General features: G+C 27.5%; 14 protein-coding genes. 10 read left to right on the top strand and 4 right to left on the bottom strand.

Going from position 1 to position 20,403, the window contains the following annotated elements:
• Positions 1–59: 59 nt before the first annotated feature.
• From AZI32_RS10135 to AZI32_RS10120, 4 genes are all read left to right on the top strand, one after another.
• The gene (locus tag AZI32_RS10135; protein ID WP_061995723.1) at positions 60–377 is read left to right on the top strand and encodes a hypothetical protein; all 318 of its coding nucleotides are present in this window, start codon (positions 60–62) and stop codon (positions 375–377) included.
• A 161-nt stretch (positions 378–538) separates the two neighbouring features.
• Positions 539–1,228: a response regulator transcription factor gene (locus tag AZI32_RS10130; protein WP_061995722.1), complete on the top strand. Its 690-nt coding sequence runs from the start codon at positions 539–541 to the stop codon at positions 1,226–1,228.
• A gap of 4 nt (positions 1,229–1,232) precedes the next feature.
• On the top strand, positions 1,233–2,621 hold the full coding sequence (locus tag AZI32_RS10125; RefSeq protein ID WP_061995721.1) for a HAMP domain-containing sensor histidine kinase: 1,389 nt from the start codon (positions 1,233–1,235) through the stop codon (positions 2,619–2,621).
• 40 nt (positions 2,622–2,661) lie between these two features.
• Entirely contained in the window at positions 2,662–4,188 is a 1,527-nt protein-coding gene (locus AZI32_RS10120; protein WP_061995720.1) for a hypothetical protein, read from the top strand.
• Between the two features lie 52 nt (positions 4,189–4,240).
• On the opposite strand, the gene AZI32_RS10115 is transcribed toward AZI32_RS10120, so the two are convergent.
• The gene (locus AZI32_RS10115) at positions 4,241–7,231 is read right to left on the bottom strand and encodes a vitamin B12-dependent ribonucleotide reductase (RefSeq protein WP_061995719.1); all 2,991 of its coding nucleotides are present in this window, start codon (positions 7,229–7,231) and stop codon (positions 4,241–4,243) included.
• A gap of 706 nt (positions 7,232–7,937) precedes the next feature.
• Here AZI32_RS10115 and AZI32_RS10110 point away from each other — a divergent pair.
• Both AZI32_RS10110 and AZI32_RS10105 read left to right on the top strand, forming a co-directional pair.
• Complete coding sequence (locus AZI32_RS10110) at positions 7,938–8,444, top strand: gamma carbonic anhydrase family protein (protein WP_061995718.1); 507 nt, start codon at positions 7,938–7,940, stop codon at positions 8,442–8,444.
• A gap of 135 nt (positions 8,445–8,579) precedes the next feature.
• Positions 8,580–9,419, top strand: coding sequence for a S1-like domain-containing RNA-binding protein (locus AZI32_RS10105; RefSeq protein WP_061995717.1), 840 nt, complete (start codon positions 8,580–8,582; stop codon positions 9,417–9,419).
• Positions 9,420–9,449: 30 nt separating this feature from the next.
• On the opposite strand, the gene AZI32_RS10100 is transcribed toward AZI32_RS10105, so the two are convergent.
• Entirely contained in the window at positions 9,450–12,113 is a 2,664-nt protein-coding gene (locus tag AZI32_RS10100; RefSeq protein ID WP_061995716.1) for a cation-translocating P-type ATPase, read from the bottom strand.
• 980 nt (positions 12,114–13,093) lie between these two features.
• Between AZI32_RS10100 and AZI32_RS10095 the strand changes: the two genes are divergently transcribed.
• Positions 13,094–14,428 (top strand): MFS transporter, encoded by a 1,335-nt coding sequence (locus AZI32_RS10095; protein ID WP_061995715.1) that lies wholly within the window; start codon positions 13,094–13,096, stop codon positions 14,426–14,428.
• Between the two features lie 600 nt (positions 14,429–15,028).
• Complete coding sequence (locus tag AZI32_RS10090; RefSeq protein WP_061995714.1) at positions 15,029–16,363, top strand: MFS transporter; 1,335 nt, start codon at positions 15,029–15,031, stop codon at positions 16,361–16,363.
• A 60-nt stretch (positions 16,364–16,423) separates the two neighbouring features.
• Here the strand turns inward: AZI32_RS10090 and AZI32_RS10085 are convergent, their stop codons facing one another.
• A complete protein-coding gene (locus tag AZI32_RS10085; protein WP_061995713.1) occupies positions 16,424–16,846 on the bottom strand; it encodes a YaaR family protein in 423 nt (140 codons plus the stop codon).
• A gap of 118 nt (positions 16,847–16,964) precedes the next feature.
• Here AZI32_RS10085 and AZI32_RS10080 point away from each other — a divergent pair, with 118 nt between their 5' ends.
• Together AZI32_RS10080 and AZI32_RS10075 are read left to right on the top strand one after the other, a co-directional pair.
• Entirely contained in the window at positions 16,965–17,501 is a 537-nt protein-coding gene (locus tag AZI32_RS10080; protein WP_061995712.1) for a chromate transporter, read from the top strand.
• A gap of 3 nt (positions 17,502–17,504) precedes the next feature.
• Positions 17,505–18,023, top strand: coding sequence for a chromate transporter (locus AZI32_RS10075; protein WP_061995711.1), 519 nt, complete (start codon positions 17,505–17,507; stop codon positions 18,021–18,023).
• Positions 18,024–18,097: 74 nt separating this feature from the next.
• Here AZI32_RS10075 and AZI32_RS10070 read toward each other — a convergent pair whose 3' ends face one another.
• Complete coding sequence (locus AZI32_RS10070; RefSeq protein WP_061995710.1) at positions 18,098–20,002, bottom strand: NAD(+) synthase; 1,905 nt, start codon at positions 20,000–20,002, stop codon at positions 18,098–18,100.
• Positions 20,003–20,403 lie beyond the last annotated feature (401 nt).

Below are 20,403 nucleotides of genomic sequence, written 5' to 3'. Positions count from 1 at the left end.
ATAATGATATTAAAATATAAAAATTTAATACAAATACTAAAAGAGGTGAATACATAGATATGAGCGGTAAGGAGTTAGTATATACAATAATAGGCATTGTACTTATTATATTATTAGGACCAACTATACTATCTATCTTTGGAACAGTTATAAGTTTTATATTTACTATAGTAGGGATAATAATATTATTAACAGTATTAGGTGTTTTGTATTTAAAACATAAAGCTAAAAAACAATTTAAAAGTTATGATCAGTCTTATAGTCAATACAATAAGGGATATAGAAATAAAACGAACAGTGAAAATTTATACACAGCAGAAGATGAAGAATCTGTGATTATAGATGTTGATTATGAAGATATTGATGATTCAAAGTAAAAAATCACAGAAATCTGTGATTTTTTCTTTTCTTTTCTAAAGATTAATGAAATTAAACATCATTTTAAAAGTTTTCTTTATTACAATAAGGTTATGTTTTAAAAGAGTATAGTTAAGGCAAACTAATATGGGTTATTTATGTATATATAGGGAGTGGTAATATGGCTAAAATTTTAATTGTTGAGGATGAGGTATCTATAAGGAAATTTTTAAAAATAAGTCTTAAAAGGGAAAGTTTTGATGTATTAGAAGCTGAAAATGGAGAAGATGGAGTTCAAAAAGCAAGAGAAGAAAATCCAGATATAGTTATATTAGATATTATGCTTGGAAAAGGAATAGATGGATTTAAGGTTTGTGAAATATTAAAAAAAGATTATCCAGAAATAGGGGTTATAATGTTAACTGCTAGGGGGCAAGATTCTGATAAAATTAATGGATTAGAGTTTGGTGCAGATCATTATTTAGTTAAACCATTTAATCCGTTAGAATTAGTTGCAATAATAAAATCCCTATTAAGAAGAATGCAATATTCTAAAAAAGAAAAAGAGGATAATTATTTATATTCTGGAGAGTTTAAGCTAGATATATATAGTAAAAAAGTATATAAAAACAATATAGAGTTAGATTTAACACCAAAAGAATATATGATAATTAAGATATTTATAGAAAATAGAGGTAAAGCTTTTAGTAGAGATGAGCTCTTAGATATGGTGTGGGGATATAACTATGTTGGCGATAATAAAATTGTTGATGTAAATATAAGAAGATTAAGAAGTAAAATAGAAGAAGTTCCATCAGAACCAGTATATATTGAAACGGTTTGGGGAACTGGATATAGATGGAGGGCGTAGTAAAGTGACATCTATAAAAACAAGAATTTCCGGTGGATATTTAGTGAGTATAATAATAACAGTAATACTAGTGGAAGTTATAAGCATATTTGCCATTAGGAGTTTTTATTATGGCGGTTTAGAAGAAAGTTTAGTCAATCAAATTGGTATATCTACTAATTTCTATAATACGTATTTTTATAATGATACAGTAAAAAGTAATATTTCCAATGACATAGATCTTTATTGGGAGAATGCTGATGCTAAGGCTGAAATAATAGATAAAAAAGGAGATATTTTAATGGATTCCCAAGGTCAAAATAGGGGGAAAATAACAGTAACAAATGAATTTAAAGATTTGGTTAATGGTAAAATAAAGTTTTTTAAAGAAAAAAGCAGTTTAAATAATGAACCTATTTTGAGTGTATATATGCCATTATATTATAATGGAGAAGTTGATGGTGTCCTTAGGTTTACATCTTCTACTGTTGATGTGGATAGAAATATATTAAAGGTATCTCAATATGCAATAATGGCAGGATTTATTATTATAATATTATCAAGTTTTGTTAGTCTAGTAATTTCTAATAGTGTGGCAAAACCACTTAAAATAATAAGCCAAGGTGCAGAAAAAATGGCAGAAGGAAACTTTAATGATAAAATACCTAAGTATTCTGATGATGAAATTGGAAAACTGGCAGATACCTTAAATTATATGTCAGAAGAGATATTGAAAAACGAAAAATTGAAGAATGAATTCATTGCATCTGTATCACATGAACTTAGAACACCACTTACATCCATAAAAGGATGGTCTATTGTGTTAAAATCATCTGAATTTGAGGATGAGGAAGAGATAAAAGAAGGGTTAGATATAATAGAGCAAGAAGTTGATAGGTTGACATATTTAGTTGAAGATTTATTAGATTTTTCAAAATTATTATCAGGAAATATGACATTGAAAAAAGAAAATGTAAATATTGATGATTTGCTTAAAGGTATATGTAAACAACTTACACCAAGAGCAAATAATGAAGGTTTAACTTTAACTTTAAAAGTAGATGGAGAGTTGCCAAGTATAAGTGTAGATATAAATAAAGCAAAACAAGTTTTTATAAATATAATCGATAATGCTATAAAATTTACTAATGATGGTGGTAGAATTTTAATATGTGTTAACACTGATGAAGATTACATAAACATAAGTGTTAAAGATAATGGAGGAGGCATAGCCTCAGAAGATTTAGAAAAAGTAAAAGAAAAGTTTTTTAAAGGAAAGGATTCAAAGTCAAGCAATGGAATTGGACTATCAGTATGTGATGAAATAATTAAATTACATGATGGAGAATTATTAATATTAAGTGAAGTTAATGTAGGTACAGAAGTTATAGTGAAATTACCATTATTATTATAGAAATACGATAGAAATTTATTTTAGTGCAGAGGAGTAATATATGAAGAAAATTTTCGGGTTAATATCCATGTTTATTATGATAATTCTATTGGTAGGTTGTAAATATGATAATATTGATTTATCTGTAAAAGCAAAAGAACCAATTACAACACCTATCATTAATGGACAATGGATAGTTGATGGATATAGACCTTTAGAAAAAAGTGATGACTTAAATGAATCATATAATGTTTGGAATAAGTCTATAATTACTATAAATACGCAGGTAGCTATATTTCCTAATAATACATATAAAAATCCAAAATATAAATTAAAAGTAGTAGAAGCGGAAAACTATATTCTAAAAAAATACGGAATAGAACCAAAAGAGCTAGGAATTAATGATGAAAGAATAAGTATAATATCTATATCTTCAGATGAACACTATTATGAAGATGTGTTATTAATAGATAATGATAATGCTATTGTGGAAAGTAATAATATAATATATTACATTTCTAGGATTGATTCAAATGATATAGATGAGTTAAAAGAAAAACAAAATCAAAAAGGTGTTGCTATAGGAAATAGTAAATACTCTGATGAAAGTGATTTAACCAAAGAAAAAAGTGGCGTTTTTATAGGCTTAAAGGAAACTACTAAAATGGATACATATCCACTTATATTTAAAAATTATATAGATAAAATGAATAATTTTTCTTATAGAACTTTATGGGTTAATTTTGATGGGGAGAATGTGGAAATTAAAGAGATACCATATATATTTTTAGTTAGAAAAAATGGATTTTGGAAAGTAGAAAGTGAAAGGGTCTCAGGAAATGATTATATACAGGATAATATTACAGCAATTCCTTTAAATAAAAAGGATGAAGAAAACAATATAATTAAAAGGGAAATTAGAAATGGTTGGACCTATGGAACTGCTGAAATAAATTTCATAGCTAATGATTATATGTGTGTAGAAACTCATGGAAATAATGTAGATTATGAAAATGAAAAATTTGACTATGAAAATTTAGAAACAGTTCCTATTGACACGGTATACTCAGGAGAAATGAAATCAATAAGTATATCAAAAGTTTTAAGTAAAGAGCAGTTAGAAATTGTTAATGAAGAAATAATGAGAATAAATAATAAAACAGAATCTGTCAATAAAGATGATTATACTAAAGATTTTTGGGGGTTCGGAGTAGAAAGAGTACCTGGAAAATGGGGGTTGAAAGGTAGAGTTAATCAAGATTTAACGAATAATGATTATGCAGATTTCCAAATTCCTATAGACGTACCGCAAACCCTTTTAAAATATGATTCAGTATATTTACCATTAGCTAAAATAAAAGAACAGGTGCCAAGGGCCAAAGATGTAATTTGCTCTCCCAATAAAGATATGGCAGTAGTGTTTACAGATGAAAAAATACTTGTATATAAAATAGTTGGAACTAACTTAAGCGATGCACCATTAAGTGAATTTGATTTAAAAGAAAATGAAAAGCTTATAATGGCTGAATGGGCCACTGGTGATTATGTTGATCAGTGGGATAAAGAAGTAAATGAAAATTTAAAATAAAAAAGTATAGTTCAAAATAGCTTTTATTTTGAACTATACTTTTGAACTATACTTAACTACATCCTGTTGTTGTGCCACAGTCTTGGCAAACCTTACAAGTACCATTCCTTACAAGTCTAGTACTAGAACAATTGGAACAAATTTCAGAATAAATTCGTTCACCATCAATAGAACTACTAGAAATTTCAGTTTCTGCTACGCTATGAGTAATATTGTTTTGGATATTAAATTCAGCGTTATTGATTTGTGGTTTGACTTGGCATCTAGAAAAATCTCCAAGTTCTATATCAATAACTTTACTAATCAAATCAGATATAGAAGAAACTTGTTTTATATAGGGATGTTTTTGAACAAATCCATATGGTTCATATTTTTGACCTCTAAGCATTTTTGCTATGTCATGAGGTGGAACGTTATATTGTAACATTACAGAGATAGATTTAGATAATGAATTTAAAAGCCCCATTATTATTGTACCTTCTCTATCTGTAGTTATATAAATTTCGCAAATTTCATCTTTTTCATTTCTATTAACTGTTGTATATATCTTTACTTCATCTATTTGAGCTGGATGAGTTGTTCCATAGCGAATTCCTTCAGGTTTTTCGCGAGTGGAAATACAACGGCTAGCTTCTAATTCTTTAGCTTTTTTTAGTAATTCATCATAAGTTAAATCTTCAAGATTAGATTTTTTTCCATCATCAAGAGTAGTATTAAGTGGCTGGCTAGCTTTGCAACCATCTCTGTAAAGAGAAATGCCTTTAATTCCAAGTTTCCATGAATTTATTACAACAGATTTAAAATCTTCTACAGTTGCATTAGATGGAAGATTAACAGTTTTAGAAACAGCACCAGAAATCATAGGTGTTATACTAGCCATCATAAGTACATGTCCCATGGCGTCAATAAATCTATCGCCACTACCACATTTATTAGCAGTATCAAATATTGGTAGATGTTCATCTTTTAAATGTGGTGCATCATCTATTTTTCCATCAACTATTTTTTCATATTCAAATCCATCTTCAGAGACAATTTCTTTTCTAAGTATATAATCTAAAATATCTTTAATTTCACTGGACGAATAACCTAAGTTTTTAAGTGTTTCTTCAATAACAGGATTTACTATAGTCATAAATCCACCACCAGATAATTTTTTATATACAAAGTGAGAAAAATACGGTTCTATTGAAGTAGCACCACAGTCCATTGCAAATGATATAGTTCCAGTAGGTGCAATAACTGAAACTTGAGCATTTCTATATCCGTGCTTTTCACCTAAATTAAGAGCATCTTTCCATGTGGATTTTAGTAATTTACTTAATTTTTCACAGCCGATTTTGCTTAAAATATTATGATTAATTTCAAGTGGTTTATAATTTAAGTTTTCATAGTCAGAGTCTAAAGCTTTAGCAACTCTACAATGATTTCTTATAACTTTTAACATATATTCTTTATTAATATTGTATTTTTCAAATGAACCTAATTTTTCTGCCATTATAGCAGAAGTTTTATAGGAAGTAGCTGTAAGTAATCCTATTAAAGATGCAGAAATTGCTCTAGCTTCATCAGAGTCATAAGGGTATCCCATAACCATAAGTAAAGATGATAGATTAGAAACTCCAAGACCGGTAGTCCTAAATAAATGAGTTTTTCTAGCTATATCTTCAGTTGGAAATTGACCCCAATGTATAGAAGCTTCTAAAGCTAATTGTAGAATAGAAACTAAGTGAATATAGCCTTCTAAATCAAAAGAATTATCTTCATTATTATAAAATTTATAGAGATTTATAGATGCTAAATTGCAAGATGTATCATCTATAAAAGCATATTCGCCGCAGGGATTTGTAGAATTTATTCTATTATGTTTAGCGTTAAATAAACCATCTTCTCCACATGGACAAGTATGCCAACTATTAAAAGTATCATCAAATTGAGGTGCAGGGTCTGCACATTTCCAAGCAGATGTATTAAATTTATCCCATAATAAATTTACTTTTACCTTTTTATTTATAAAGTGGTCTACTCTTCCTTTTAACTCTATAGTTTCTTCAGGGTTAACAGAAAGATTTTCAACCTTTTGCATAAAGTCATCACTAAATCTTATAGAGTTATTACCATTTTGACCAGAGACTGTTTCATAAGCCTCACCTTCAAAGTTGGCGTCATACCCCATCTTACCTAAGGCTCTAACTTTATCTTCTTCTCTTGCTTTCCATTCAATAAAATCTAATATTTCAGGGTGATCGATATCTAAAGCTACCATTTTAGCGGCTCTTCTAGTAGTTCCACCAGATTTTATAGCTCCAGCGTTTCTATCTAAACCTTTCAAAAAGCTCATAATTCCAGAAGATATGCCACCTCCAGAAAGTTTTTCTCCTTTAGCTCTTATATTAGAGTAATTTGTACCAGTACCAGAGCCACCTTTAAACAATTTAGTCTCTGTTACAAATTGTTCAGATATAGAATGCTTTCCTAAAAGTTTATCTTCTATAGATAGTATAAAGCAGGCAGAAGCTTGAGTTCTTGTATAGGCATCTTTACTTTTTACTACCTTTCCTTCATTAGGGTCAAAATAATAATTATTTAAACTTTCACTATTTATTCCATAGGAGTGCATTAAACCTGTATTAAACCATTGTGGTGAATTTGGAGCATACATTTGATTTAAAAAACAGTATGCTAATTCATCATAAAGGATTTCTTTTTCTTTTTCAGAATTAATTAGGCCTTCATCAATTAAGGCTTCACACCAAAAATTAACAATTCTATCAACTACCATTTTAAGTGAATTTTCATAACCACATTCATTAGGTACCATTGCTTTTTTGAAATATTTTGAAGCAATTATATCACAAGCATTTTGTGAGTAGTGAATAGGAAATTCTAGATCTTTCATATCAACTAAAACTTTATCACTTTTATAGTCCTTTATAAAAACATTAATCTTTTTCCATTTGAATAAATCATATACAGTAAGATTTTTATTTCCATCAAGTTTTTTTGTATAATATCTTTTAAATAAATTTTTTATATTACTCATTATCATCACTAGATTAGTTAACTGTCAAAACTAACTAGTATTGCACCTCCTAAGCGTAGAAAATTAACGAAACAAAAATACTACATATTGCTATATGTAGTATAATATGCACTATATGTTGTATTATATAACAAGGATTAAATTTAATCAACAATTATTATTTTATAACAATAATGAAAAAAAATTCGAAAATAATAGAATTATTTGTACTCTTGTAGAAAAAAATAAGTATATAAAATAATATATACTAAATTATAAAAATAAATTTATTAATTAATATAGCAAAATAAGATTCAATTTAGATTTATTCAATAACTTAAAAATATCTTAATTCAAAAGGGAGTATTTAATTTACATTTTTATAAAATTGTATTACTCTTTTTGTATCCAAGTTAACTTTAAGAATTGTTTATTTATCAAATGAGAAAACTCAAATTAATATTTTATCAATAACTAACAGATTATTTTAGTTAAGAGTGAATTCTTAACTAAATATATTTGCACTTATTTTTTTTAACTGATAACAAAAACTTGATGTATAAATTTAATTTCGAGATTTTATCCATATATTATAAAGTTAGCATTATAGTATTTAAATATACATTCAGTTAGTAGTTGAATATACCTAACGTAAAAGGATATAATGAGGAGTAGTGTATAGTTAAAGGTCGGTATGAATATATTTTTATGATAAGGAGTGATTTTTGTGATAAAATCATTTAAGGGAAAAAGTCCAATTATAGATGAAAGTTGCTTTATAGCAGAAAATGCAACTATAGTAGGAGAAGTTACCATAGGCAAAAATACAAATATATGGTATGGAACAGTTTTAAGAAGTGATATGAGCTATTTGAAGGTAGGGGAAAATACAAATATTCAAGAAAATACAACTGTTCATAATGATTTTGGGGTACCAACAGAAATTGGGGATAATGTTACAATAGGGCATAATGCAATAATACATGGATGCAAAATAAATGATAATGTCTTAGTAGGCATGGGTTCAATTATTTTAAACAATGCGGAGATAGGAAAAAATACAATTATAGGTGCAGGTAGTTTAGTAACTCAAGGTAAAAAAATACCATCTGGTGTACTTTGTATGGGATCACCAGCAAAAGTTATTAGGGAACTTACAGCAGAAGAAATAGAAAATATAAAAAAATCAGCAATAGAATATGTGAAGATGGCAAATGAACATAAAAATATTTAATAAAATAAAACAGATTTTTAGAATTAAAAGAACAATGTTTTTAAAAATTTGTAGAGACATTAAATAAATATATTCAGTGTGATGAGTACAGGTTTATTGTCCAATAACACAAAAGGAAAAAATTAGGAGGAAATTATGATAAAAATTGGTGAAATAAATAATTTAAAAGTTGTTAGAAGATCAGAATTTGGATATTATTTAGATGGAACCACAGGAAATTCATCAGATGATATATTATTACCTAACAAAAGTGCGTTAAGAAATGATATAAGAATTGGTGATGAACTTGAGGTGTTTATATATAGGGATTCTTTAGATAGAATTATAGGTACTATGAAAGAGCCATTAGCAACAGTTGGAGAAATAGCTTACTTAGAAGTTGTTGATGAAAGCCGTATTGGTTCATTTATTAATATAGGGTTAGAAAGGGATGTTCTAGTTCCTTTTAAAGAAAAAAAATATAATCTTGAGGTTGGTAAAAAATATTTATTTGCATTATATGTAGATAAAACAAATAGACTTGCAGCAACAACAAAAATAGACAACTATTTACATGATACAAATGCTTATGAAGTTGGTCAAGAAGTAGAAGGAACTATATATGGATTCCAAACTAATAACTCTGCAGAAATAGCTTTAGAAAATACATATAGAGGTGTAATATTAAAAAATGAATATTATAACGATTTAAAAATAGGTGATATAGTTAAAGGTAGAGTTAAAAAATATTATGAGGATGGTAAAGTAGGGCTTTCATTAAGAAAAGAAAGATTAGAAGAAAAGTCAGATTTAGAAACAGAAATACATGAGTACTTAAAAGAAAACGACGGATTTATCAAATTGAATGATAAATCTTCACCAGAGGATATAGAAAAAATCTTCAAAACTAGTAAAAATGCTTTTAAAAGAGCTTTAGGTGGGCTTATGAAGAAAAAATTAATAACTCAAGATAAAGAGGGAACTAGACTATTATAAAATTAATAGAAATAATAAAAAAGTTAGAGATTAATCTCTAACTTTTTTTTCATTACTTCTTTTAAAAATTTTTAAAATTTCATTTATTATAATTGGTACTAAGCTAATTAATAGTACAAAAATCCAATCATTTAAAGTAAGTTTGTAAACTCCAAACAATGTAGCTATTGGTGGTATTGTTATAACTAAGAATTGTAGTAGTAATCCTAGTATTATAGAACTAATTAGATATTTATTTGAAAACACGCCAATGGAAAATATAGATTTACTTTCATTTCTCATATTTAGTGAATGAGCAAGTTGAGTACTACTTAATACAGTAAAAGCTAATGTTTGAGCATGAATAAGAATTTTATCAGGTATGTTTGATAAGGTGATATCAGAACCACCATAAACTTTAGCTCCATAAACAAAGGCTATTAATGTTAGAAATCCAATTAAAAAGCCATTAAATATTAGTGTAAACATGGATCCTTTAAATAAACTGTCTTTAGAATTTCTAGGATGTTTATTCATAATATCTTTATCACCAGGGTCAACACCTAATGCTAATGCTGGAAAAGTATCAGTTATTAGATTTACCCATAAGATATGCGTTGCACTAAGTGGAGCAGCCCAACCTAGCAAAATTGCAAGAAATAGACTGACTATTTCACCAGCGTTACAAGAAATTAAGAAAATAACAGATTTTTTAATATTATTAAAAATATTTCTACCTTCTTTAATTGCAGAAACAATAGTGGAAAAGTTATCATCAGTAAGAACCATATCAGCTGCACCTTTTGCAACGTCTGTACCGGTTATCCCCATAGCAACGCCTATATCAGCTGCTTTTAAGGATGGAGCATCATTAACACCATCTCCAGTCATGGAAACTATATTATCTTTTGATTTAATAGCTTTAACAATTTTCACTTTGTGTTCTGGTGAAACTCTTGCAAAAACTCTAAGAGTATCTATAGAATTTGTAAGCTCTTCATCTGACATTTTATCTAATTCGGCTCCGGATATAACTTGTGATAAATCTGTAGCTATATTTAATTCTTTAGCTATAGCAAAAGCAGTATTTTTATGATCACCAGTTATCATTATTGTTTTTATTCCAGAGGTTTTACAAATTTCTATAGAATCTTTAACTTCTAGTCTAGGAGGATCTATCATTCCTACTAATCCTATAAATATAAGATTTTTTTCTACATCGTCTTCTGTTAAGGCTGTAGAATCTTCAACTGCTTTATATGCAGCTCCTAAAACTCTTAGAGCATCATCAGACATTTTATATGAGGCTTTTAAGATTGAATCTTTAAGTTCTGTAGTTAAATCTTTTATTTCATTGTTTAAATATATTTTAGTACATAAGTTTAAAAGGTTATCAATTGCACCTTTAGTTAATACAAAAGACTCATTAGAATATTTATTTATAGTACTCATAAGTTTTCTATCAGAGTCAAAGGGAATTTCTCCAACTCTTGGATGATTATTATTAGTATCTAATTTAGTTAAGTTGTACTTATTGCCTATATCTAGCAATGCAATTTCAGTAGGGTCACCTGTTTTAGAATCTTCACTAGAAGTTGCATCATTACAAAGAACTAAATTTTCTATTAATAATTTTTCTACAGGGTCATCAATATTTAGATTTTCGATATCATTTAAATTATTATTACAATAAAATTTTGTTACTGTCATCTTATTTTGAGTCAATGTACCAGTCTTATCAGAACAAATAACATTGACAGAACCAAGAGTTTCAACAGCAGGCAGCTTTCTTATTATTGCATTTTGCTTTATCATTTTTTGAACGCCAATTGCAAGTACAATAGTAACAATTGCAGGCAAACCTTCAGGTATAGCAGCAACAGCTAAACTTATAGAAGTTATAAACATATCTAGAATGTCTCTATTTTGCAAAATACCAACTACAAACATTATTATGCTTATAGCTATAGCAGCAAAGCCAAGATATTTACCAAGTTGTTCAAGTTTTTTTTGTAGTGGTGTTTGTTCAGATTCGTCTGTATCAAGCATTTTAGCAATTTTCCCAATTTCAGTATCCATACCTGTTGCAACAGCAACACCGATACCACGTCCATAAGTGGCTAAAGTTGACATAAAGACCATGTTTTTTTGATCACCAAGAGAAATGTCTTCATTTTCAAGTGTAATACCAGAATCTTTATCTACAGGCACAGATTCACCTGTTAAAGCTGATTCTTCAATTTTTAAATTAGCACTTTCTATTAAACGTATATCGCAAGGAATATACCTACCTGCATCTATTATAACTATATCTCCAGGTACAACATCTTCAGAAGGAATTTCAACAATTACTCCATTTCTTTTTACAAGTGCTTTAGGTGTAGAAAGTTCCTTTAAGGCATCCAAGGCTTTTTCTGCTTTAGCCTCTTGAATCATACCAACTATAGCATTAATAAGAATTACTATTAAAATAATTATTGAGTCACTTGTTTCGCCAACTACAGCAGATAAAATAGCTGCAACTAGTAAAATATAAATCATCATATCGTTTAATTGAGCAAAAAACATTTGAACTTTAGTTTTAGGTTTTTTAGTAGTAAATTTATTAAGTCCATATTTAGATTTATGGTCTTCTACTTGCTCTGAAGAAAGTCCATTATCTAAGTTGGAATTTAAAAGAGTAAGGACATCTTCCGTTGTTTTGTTAAACCACATTAATATATCACCTCTATTAATTGTATTCATTATATTTTATGATTCGAAGAATAATATTAGCCTAATATTTAGTATCAACATAATTAAAAAAAATATGATTAACTTTAAAATATTTAAATATATTTTATAATTTCGGGATATTCTTATATTTCATATGTTTATGTTATATAGGCTTCCAAGTTGACTCTTAAAATTATCAATTCCAAAACTTGGATACCTAAAATAGTGAGACATGCTCCGAATCATTTAGAATTCAATGCTGAATCTTGTATGAAAATATTTTAAAGTTATTGAATAAATTTAAATTGGAGCTTGTTTCCCTATAGGCGTAAAGCTAGGCCTAAAAATTCCAAAAAAACTCTAAATTAATTTTCAATGAATAGCTTATTTGAAATTTTTATTATTACATAATGTATCAATAAATTAAAAGAAAGATATTTTATTGGAATAAAGTGGCTTAGCTTTACGCACATGATGTTTATGTAGTAGATAAATTTTATTATTTTAACAACAATCAAATTTATTGAAAAATAAAAATTAATTTTTTTTAAATATTTAATAAAAATAAAATTAAATTCTATTAAATAGAAAAAAACAATTATTTTTTATGAAAATTTAATATTATAAAAAAATCAATGAAATTGTAGTTATAATTAACATAAAATTAATAAAAACATACAAAAAAATACAAAATTATAATAAAATACAAACAAAACAATTAAATTAACTAAAAATTTTTAATTATCTTAATATTTTTTAATGTATTGCTTTTGTAAAAATTATGTATTATATTACTAATAAGAATAAATGTTAATAAAATGTTAACGCTACATAAAATAATTTTTTGGCCAAAATTTAAAGTATGTAAACAAATCAAACTATTATGTACAAATAAAAGATAAGATTAAAATATAAAAAAATATTTCAATATTTAAAAAGAAACGATTATTCTGATTTATAAAAATTAGGGGGAATATTTAATGAGTGAAGAACTAAAAAAGCGTTATAAACACAATAGTAATATGTTTATAATCAGCTATATATTTATGGGTATAATGAGTGGTATGGCATTTGATGCTTTAGTTACATTTTTAAATCAAGCAGCGCCAAGTGTAGCAGCAAGTTATTCCACTTACATGGGAATAGCAACATTGTTAACAGCTGGACTAGTTGCTTTAGCACCAAAGTTAGGATATAAAAAGATATTAATTTCTGGACCGGTATTAACAATTTTAGCTCTTGTATTAGTTAATGTAACAGGAAATACGTTTGTAATAATGTTTGTAACGCTATCATTATTAGCAGGAGTAGTTTTATTTGATGCAATATTACCACCATTTTTAACACAGTATACATCAGTAGAAGAAAGAGATAAAGTTTTCTCTAGAACTTTATATACTAATGTCATTGGTATGACTTTAGCAACTTTCTCAGGTGGTATGTTAATAGTTTCAAGATTTGCCTCAAGACTTGGCATAACTTATGGGGAAGCAAAATCGTTATCTGCAAATATAGATGGATTTACAGAAGCTCAGAATTTTGCTTATACATTAGCACATAAAGATGTTTTATTAATGTTTTTAATAGTAGGTGTACTTGCTTTATTACCACTTTTATTATTAAAAGAAGTAAAAGCAGATTATGAAGTTAGTACAGAAGGTGATACTAAACAAAAAATAGATTGGAAAGTTCTTGGAAATAAATACGCATTATTATATTTAGTATATAATTTTTTAACAAGATTTGGAGCGTCATTAATAACTCCATACTTCTCAGTGTTTTTAGGAACCTTAGGAATAGATAGATCAACAGTTTCAACGCTAGTTACAGCTCAATATGCAGCAATGGTTATATTTATGATATTTTCACCATGGTTATCTAAAACATTTGGTAGGGTTGTATCAATTGGAGCACTTGCAGCATTATCAATTCCTTTCATGTTAATTATAGGAAATGGTGATAAATTTGGTAGTATGATGGTACTTGCTGTAGGAATAGGTTTATTCTTTAGATCCGGTTTAATGAATGCAGCAAACCCAATAGTTCAATCATTGCCTATGGAATTTGTTACCAAAGAATTAAGACCTGCATATAGTTCTATAATATTCTTATCTCAAGCGGTAGCACAAACACTAGCAGGTATATTTACAGCAGCATTCTTGTTTAACAGTGCATTCTTTGGTCAGGGTGGATATAGAATAGCATATTATATAACAGCAGTTATTTATTCAATAGCTACAATAATAATACTTACTCAATTTACTAAGAAATTTAATAGACCGAAAGTTAAAAATGATAAAGAAGAAGCAGCTTAATAAAAAAGACGTCTCAAAGTAGACGTCTTTTTTATTAAGAATTATTAAAACTACTATTATAGAATTTTATAATAGTAGTTTTAATTTATGAAAAAAAATTTATAAAATTAAAAAATATACTTAAAATTTAAATGTATATTATAAATGATATTTTATATAAAATAGTAATGGAAAATGTGAAAAATGTATTAAAAATTCATTTATATAAATTAAAATAAAATTTTATAGAAAACAAATCCATTATTTGTAACAAAAAAATAAAAAGAATGAAAAAATAAAAAAAATGAAACAATATTCACAAAATAGTTACAAAAATGAAAATAAATATATATAAAATTCATAAATGTTTATTAAAAACTATAAAATTTAAAGAAAATTCTAAATTTTCTTAATTTTAAATAATATCTTGATTTTCAAAAAAATGTGTATTATAGTACTAATTGAGAAACAATTGTAAATAAATTATGAATTGTTTAACAATATATATATATTGTCTCTGGCCAGGGGTTTATAAAATATTGTTACATAATAGTTTTCTCTCACACGAAATTATATAAAGGGTTAATTTAAATATGTGTATTATTATAGGGGGATGATCATATGAATGAAGAGGTATTAAAACGTTATAAACATAATAGTAGAATGTTTTTCATTAGTTATTTATTTATGGGGATATTAAGTGGTATTGTAAATGATACACTTATAACATTTTTAAAACAAGCTCAGCCTACAATAGTAAATAGTTACACGATATATACAGGTATAGCTACATTATTAACAGCAGGATTAGTCGCAGCTATAGTTAAAATGGGATATAAAAAAATACTTGTAGCTGGCGGAGTTGTTAGTATAGCTGGATTGATATTAATAAGTTTTACAAGAAGTTGGTTATCAGTAAGTTGTATAACTCTTGTGTTAATTTTAGGATTATACTTATTTGATGCAGTATTACCACCATTTTTAACACAATATACTACTGAAGAAGAAAGAGATAAAGTTTTCTCAAGAACAATGTATTCTAATGTTGCTGGAATGGCATTAGCAAGTTTTACAGGTGGTGCATTAATAGTTTGGAGATTTGCTTCAAGACTTGGAATTGCTTATGATCAAGCACAAGCATTATCAACTAAAACAGCAGAATTTACTACAGTTCAAAATGCAGCATACATATCTGCACATACTGACGTGTTTTTAATATTTGTGGTAATTGCAGTTCTTGGAACAATACCATTATTATTATTAAGAGAAGTTAAAGAAGATTATGCAGGACACCAAGATGAAAAAGGTAAAACTAAAATTGATTGGAGAGTACTTGGTAATAAATATGCACTATTATACTTAGTATATAATGGATTAATAAGATTTGGTGCATCATTAATAGTTCCTTACTTCACAATATTCTTAGGGACTTTAGGAATAGACAGAGCAACAGTATCATTCCTTATATCACTTCAAACAATAGCAATGGTTATATTTATGATGTTCTCACCATGGTTTTCTAAGAAATTTGGTAGAGTTGGTGCAATATCACTGTTATCAGCAATTTCAGTTCCTTTCATGTTAATTATAGGAAATGGTGATAAATTTGGTGGAATGATGGTACTTGCAGTAGGGGCAGGACTATTCTTTAGGGCAGGTTTTATGAATGCAGCAAATCCAATAGTTCAATCATTACCAATGGAATTTGTTACTAAAGAATTAAGACCAGCTTATAGTTCAGTAATATTCGTATCACAAGCAATAGTAACAATATTAGCAGGTCTGTTTACAGCAGGATTCCTTTTCAATGAAAACTTCTTAGGGGATTCAGGATACAGAATAGCATATTATGTAACAGCAGTTATCTATTCAATAGCAATAGTAATACTACTTACTCAATTTACTAGAAAATTTAACAGACCTCAAAATGAAAATGAAGAAGAAGTAGCTTCTTAATAATTTAATGAGAACAGCCATGTTATGGCTGTTTTTTATGTTGTAAAATAAGCACTTAACTTATTTATAAATATCGACTATAAGACCTGTTATTTCATCAACAGTACTTGCTACATCTAAATTTTCTTTCTGTTCATTTAATAAATCTTGTGTTAGTTCTTCTAATTTTTTATCTATTATATCAACTGTAATGAAATATTGAGTTTGCCAAAAACTAGTGTCTTTTTTTACTGAATACATAAAAGCAAGCACTGATTCTAAGTAGGCTTTAATTTCTCTCTTATAGGCTTTAACATCAGCATAATTTTTACTTGCTACTAATTTTGTTCCTTTGTTTTTTATATTTTTTAGCATTTGTTTTAATTGTTCTTCAGATTTTTTTTGTTGAGCAAAGTTAAAGTTCTTAGAAAAGTCTAATTGCTTATTTATTTTAGAACCGCTTCTTTGGATTTGTGGACTATTTCTTAATTTTGATATTTCCATATTAAACACCTCTCTTAGACACTCTATATTTATTATCGGAATGTAGTATAATTTTATTAAGGTATCTTTAAAAATAAATTATAATTTCATATATTATTATATAAAGAGAGGTAATTATATGCAAAAGCTTCTAAAAATGTTTTTCACGTTTCTAAAAATAGGGAGTTTTACTTTTGGTGGAGGATATGCAATGATTCCACTTATAGAAAAGGAAGTTGTTGAAGTAAATCAGTGGCTATCTAAAGATGAGTTTCTTGAGATATTAGTTATAGCTCAAAGTTTTCCAGGAGCATTAGCAGTAAATTCATCTACATTTATTGGATATAAAATTGGGAAATTTCCAGGAGCCATTTTAGGGTTACTGGGAGTAACGCTACCGTCCTTTGGCATAATACTTATTATAGCTATGTTCTTTTCAAAATTTAGAAATTTAGCTATTGTAGAAAGAATGTTTAGTGGCATAAATGCAGCAGTTCCATTGCTTGTATTAGTGGCAGTTGTTAGTCTTAGTAAATCAGTAAAAAAGTCTACTAATAACATAATGATTGTGATAATTACTGTAATACTTACTGCATTTTTAAATGTAAATCCTGTTATAATAATTATTTTAGCTGCTTTATATGGGATATTTTGCAATAGGAAGAAGGTGTCATAAAGTATGTTACTTTTAAAACTTTATTTAGCATTTTTAAAAGTTGGCACTTTTGGGTTCGGTGGAGGATATGCTATTTTATCCCTTATAGAAAATGAAGTTGTTAACAGTAATAAATGGATTAGCGCCACAGAATTTGTAGATATAATTGGTATATCTCAAATGACACCAGGACCAGTTGCAATAAATTGTGCTACTTTTACTGGATATAAAGTTAGTGGAGTGTTAGGAAGTATTGTGGCAACTCTTGGAGTTGTAACTACATCTTTTATATTAGTTACACTGGCATATTTCTTTTTCACAAAATTTAAGGAGTCTACACTATTAAATTCAGCATTATCAGGAATGAAGCCAGCACTTATTGGTCTTATAATTGGTGTGTTTATATCTTTAAGTAAAACAGCATATGTAGATTTAAAAAGTTTAATAATAGGGGCAATAATAGGGGTTATGCTTTTTAAAACTAAAATACATCCTATATTGATAATAGTAATTTCAGCAATTTTAGGAATTGTGTTTTATTAAAAAGGAGCTTCGTCTATGAATAAAAATTAATCATAGGCGATGCTCCTTTAGTTTTTTGATAGAATTCTAAGTTTTTACATAAAACTATTATAACTCGCATCTGATGGCATTCTTAAATCACCTCTAGGTGAAAGACTTATAGAACCTACTTTTGGACCATCAGGCATACAAGAGCGTTTAAATTGCTGAGTAAAGAATCTTCTAAGGAACATATCTCTCCATTTTAAAATTTCATCTTTGGTGTATTCATCACCAAAAGCATTTTCGCTTAAAAATAGAAGTTTTTCAGGAGTAGCACCTTGTTTTATAAAATGGAATAAGAAGAAGTCATGTAGTTCATAAGGTCCTACAATGTCTTCTGTTTTTTGAGCTATTTTACCTTCACTATCTTTTGGCAGTAGCTCAGGACTTACAGGAGTATCTAATATGTCCATAAGAACTTCTGAAGCATTACCATCTAATTCTTTTTCTGCAACATATTCAACTAAATAACGTACCAATGTTTTGGGAATAGAGCAGTTAACAGAATACATAGACATATGGTCACCATTATAAGTACACCAACCTAATGCAAGTTCTGATAAATCACCAGTTCCAATTAGAAGTCCTGCATTTTTATTTGCAATATCCATTAATATTTGAGTTCTTTCTCTTGCTTGAACATTTTCATAAGTAACATCATGTATAGCTGGATCATGCCCAATGTCTTTAAAATGTTGTATACAAGCATCTACAATATTTATTTCTTTAAGCTCAGTACCTAAATTTTCGCAAAGTTTTAATGCATTTATATAAGTCCTATCAGTGGTACCAAATCCGGGCATAGTAATTGTTTTTATATTTTTTCTATCTAATCCAAGCATATCAAAAGTTTTAACAACTACTAACAGTGCAAGAGTAGAGTCTAATCCTCCAGAAATACCTATAACAGCATTTTTAAGTTTTGTATGACAAAAACGTTTCGCTAATGCAGCTGTTTGAATATTAAATATTTCTTTACATCTTAATTCTCGTTCAGATTCTGTTTTAGGTACAAAAGGAAGCTTATCTATAGTTCTATCAAAACTATTAATAGAAGTATTTTTTATGTTTATGTCAATTATTTTTGGTATAAAAGGACATAAACACATACTATCTCTAAAGCTTATATTCTTTAATCTTTCATTGTTGAGTTTGTCTAAATCGATTATTCCAGTTATTATCTCATTTTCTCTTTGAAATCTTTTATTTTCTGCAAGGGTGCTACCATTTTCAGAAATTATTAAATGTCCACTAAATAGTACATCAGTAGAAGATTCAAAAACACCAGATGATGAATATATATAACTACCAATGCATCTTAAACTTTGGTTTTTAACTAAGTTTCTTCTAGTATCAGCCTTTCCAACTAATTCGTTAGAGGATGATAAATTACAAATTATATTAGCGCCACATAAACTTAAATAGCTACTAGGTGGTATAGTTACCCACAAGTCTTCACATACTTCAAAGCCTATTTTGGCATTTCCAGCAGAAAATATAATGTTTGTTCCAAAAGGAACATCTTGTTGAAAACTAAGATTCACAGTTTCATTAATAATATTAAGTCCACTAGTAAACCAACGCTTTTCATAGAATTCAGAGTAATTAGGTAAATGACTTTTAGGGATAATACCAATAACTTTTCCATCAAATATAACTACCGCACAATTAAACAAGCAGTTATTATGTAAAATCGGCGCACCAACGGATATGATTATATTTTTTTCCTTTGAATATTCACATAGTGCATAGATGCCTTTTTCACTTTCTATTAATAGTTTATTTTGAAAAAACAAATCACCACAACTATATGATGTTACGCTTAGTTCAGGAAAAACTATTAAATTACAATCTTGTTTTAGTCCATTTGAAATACATTTTTTTATTTCGTTAATATTAAAGTTTACATCTGCAACGTTTGTTATAGGACAAGCAGAAGCTACTTTGAAAAAATTCATAAACTCACTACCTTTCTTAAAAAATAAGTTAATAAATATATTATCTAGTTTAAAGATTTTTTAATATATATTTATAAATTATAGTCGAAAAATTTTGTTTTTTATTATTATATAAATTTTAAGTTTGATATAATTTTCTAATTTAATAAAAGCTAATTTATAAAATCATAGTTATGTAACCTCATATTTAAGTGTATTTATCAAATCTTTGCTATCAGTCAAGTATAGTTAGTTAAAAGTTAAGAATTAATAGTTTAGGATGAAACTGAATAGTCAGTTTCATCCTAGTAGAAGTATTAAACCTTGAAATTAAGATATAAAATTGATTGAATCTATATTCAAAGTATACATCCATAACAAGAAGGACAGGCGTAACAAAACATATTCTCTATAAATTATTT

Origin of the sequence: Clostridium sp. ATCC 25772 (genome assembly GCF_001573875.1) — a bacterium.
In the GTDB taxonomy this organism is placed as follows: Bacteria; Bacillota; Clostridia; order Clostridiales; family Clostridiaceae; genus Clostridium_J; species Clostridium_J senegalense.
Note: the sequence above shows the minus strand (reverse complement) of the source record. Positions and strands in the feature narration are given on the sequence as shown.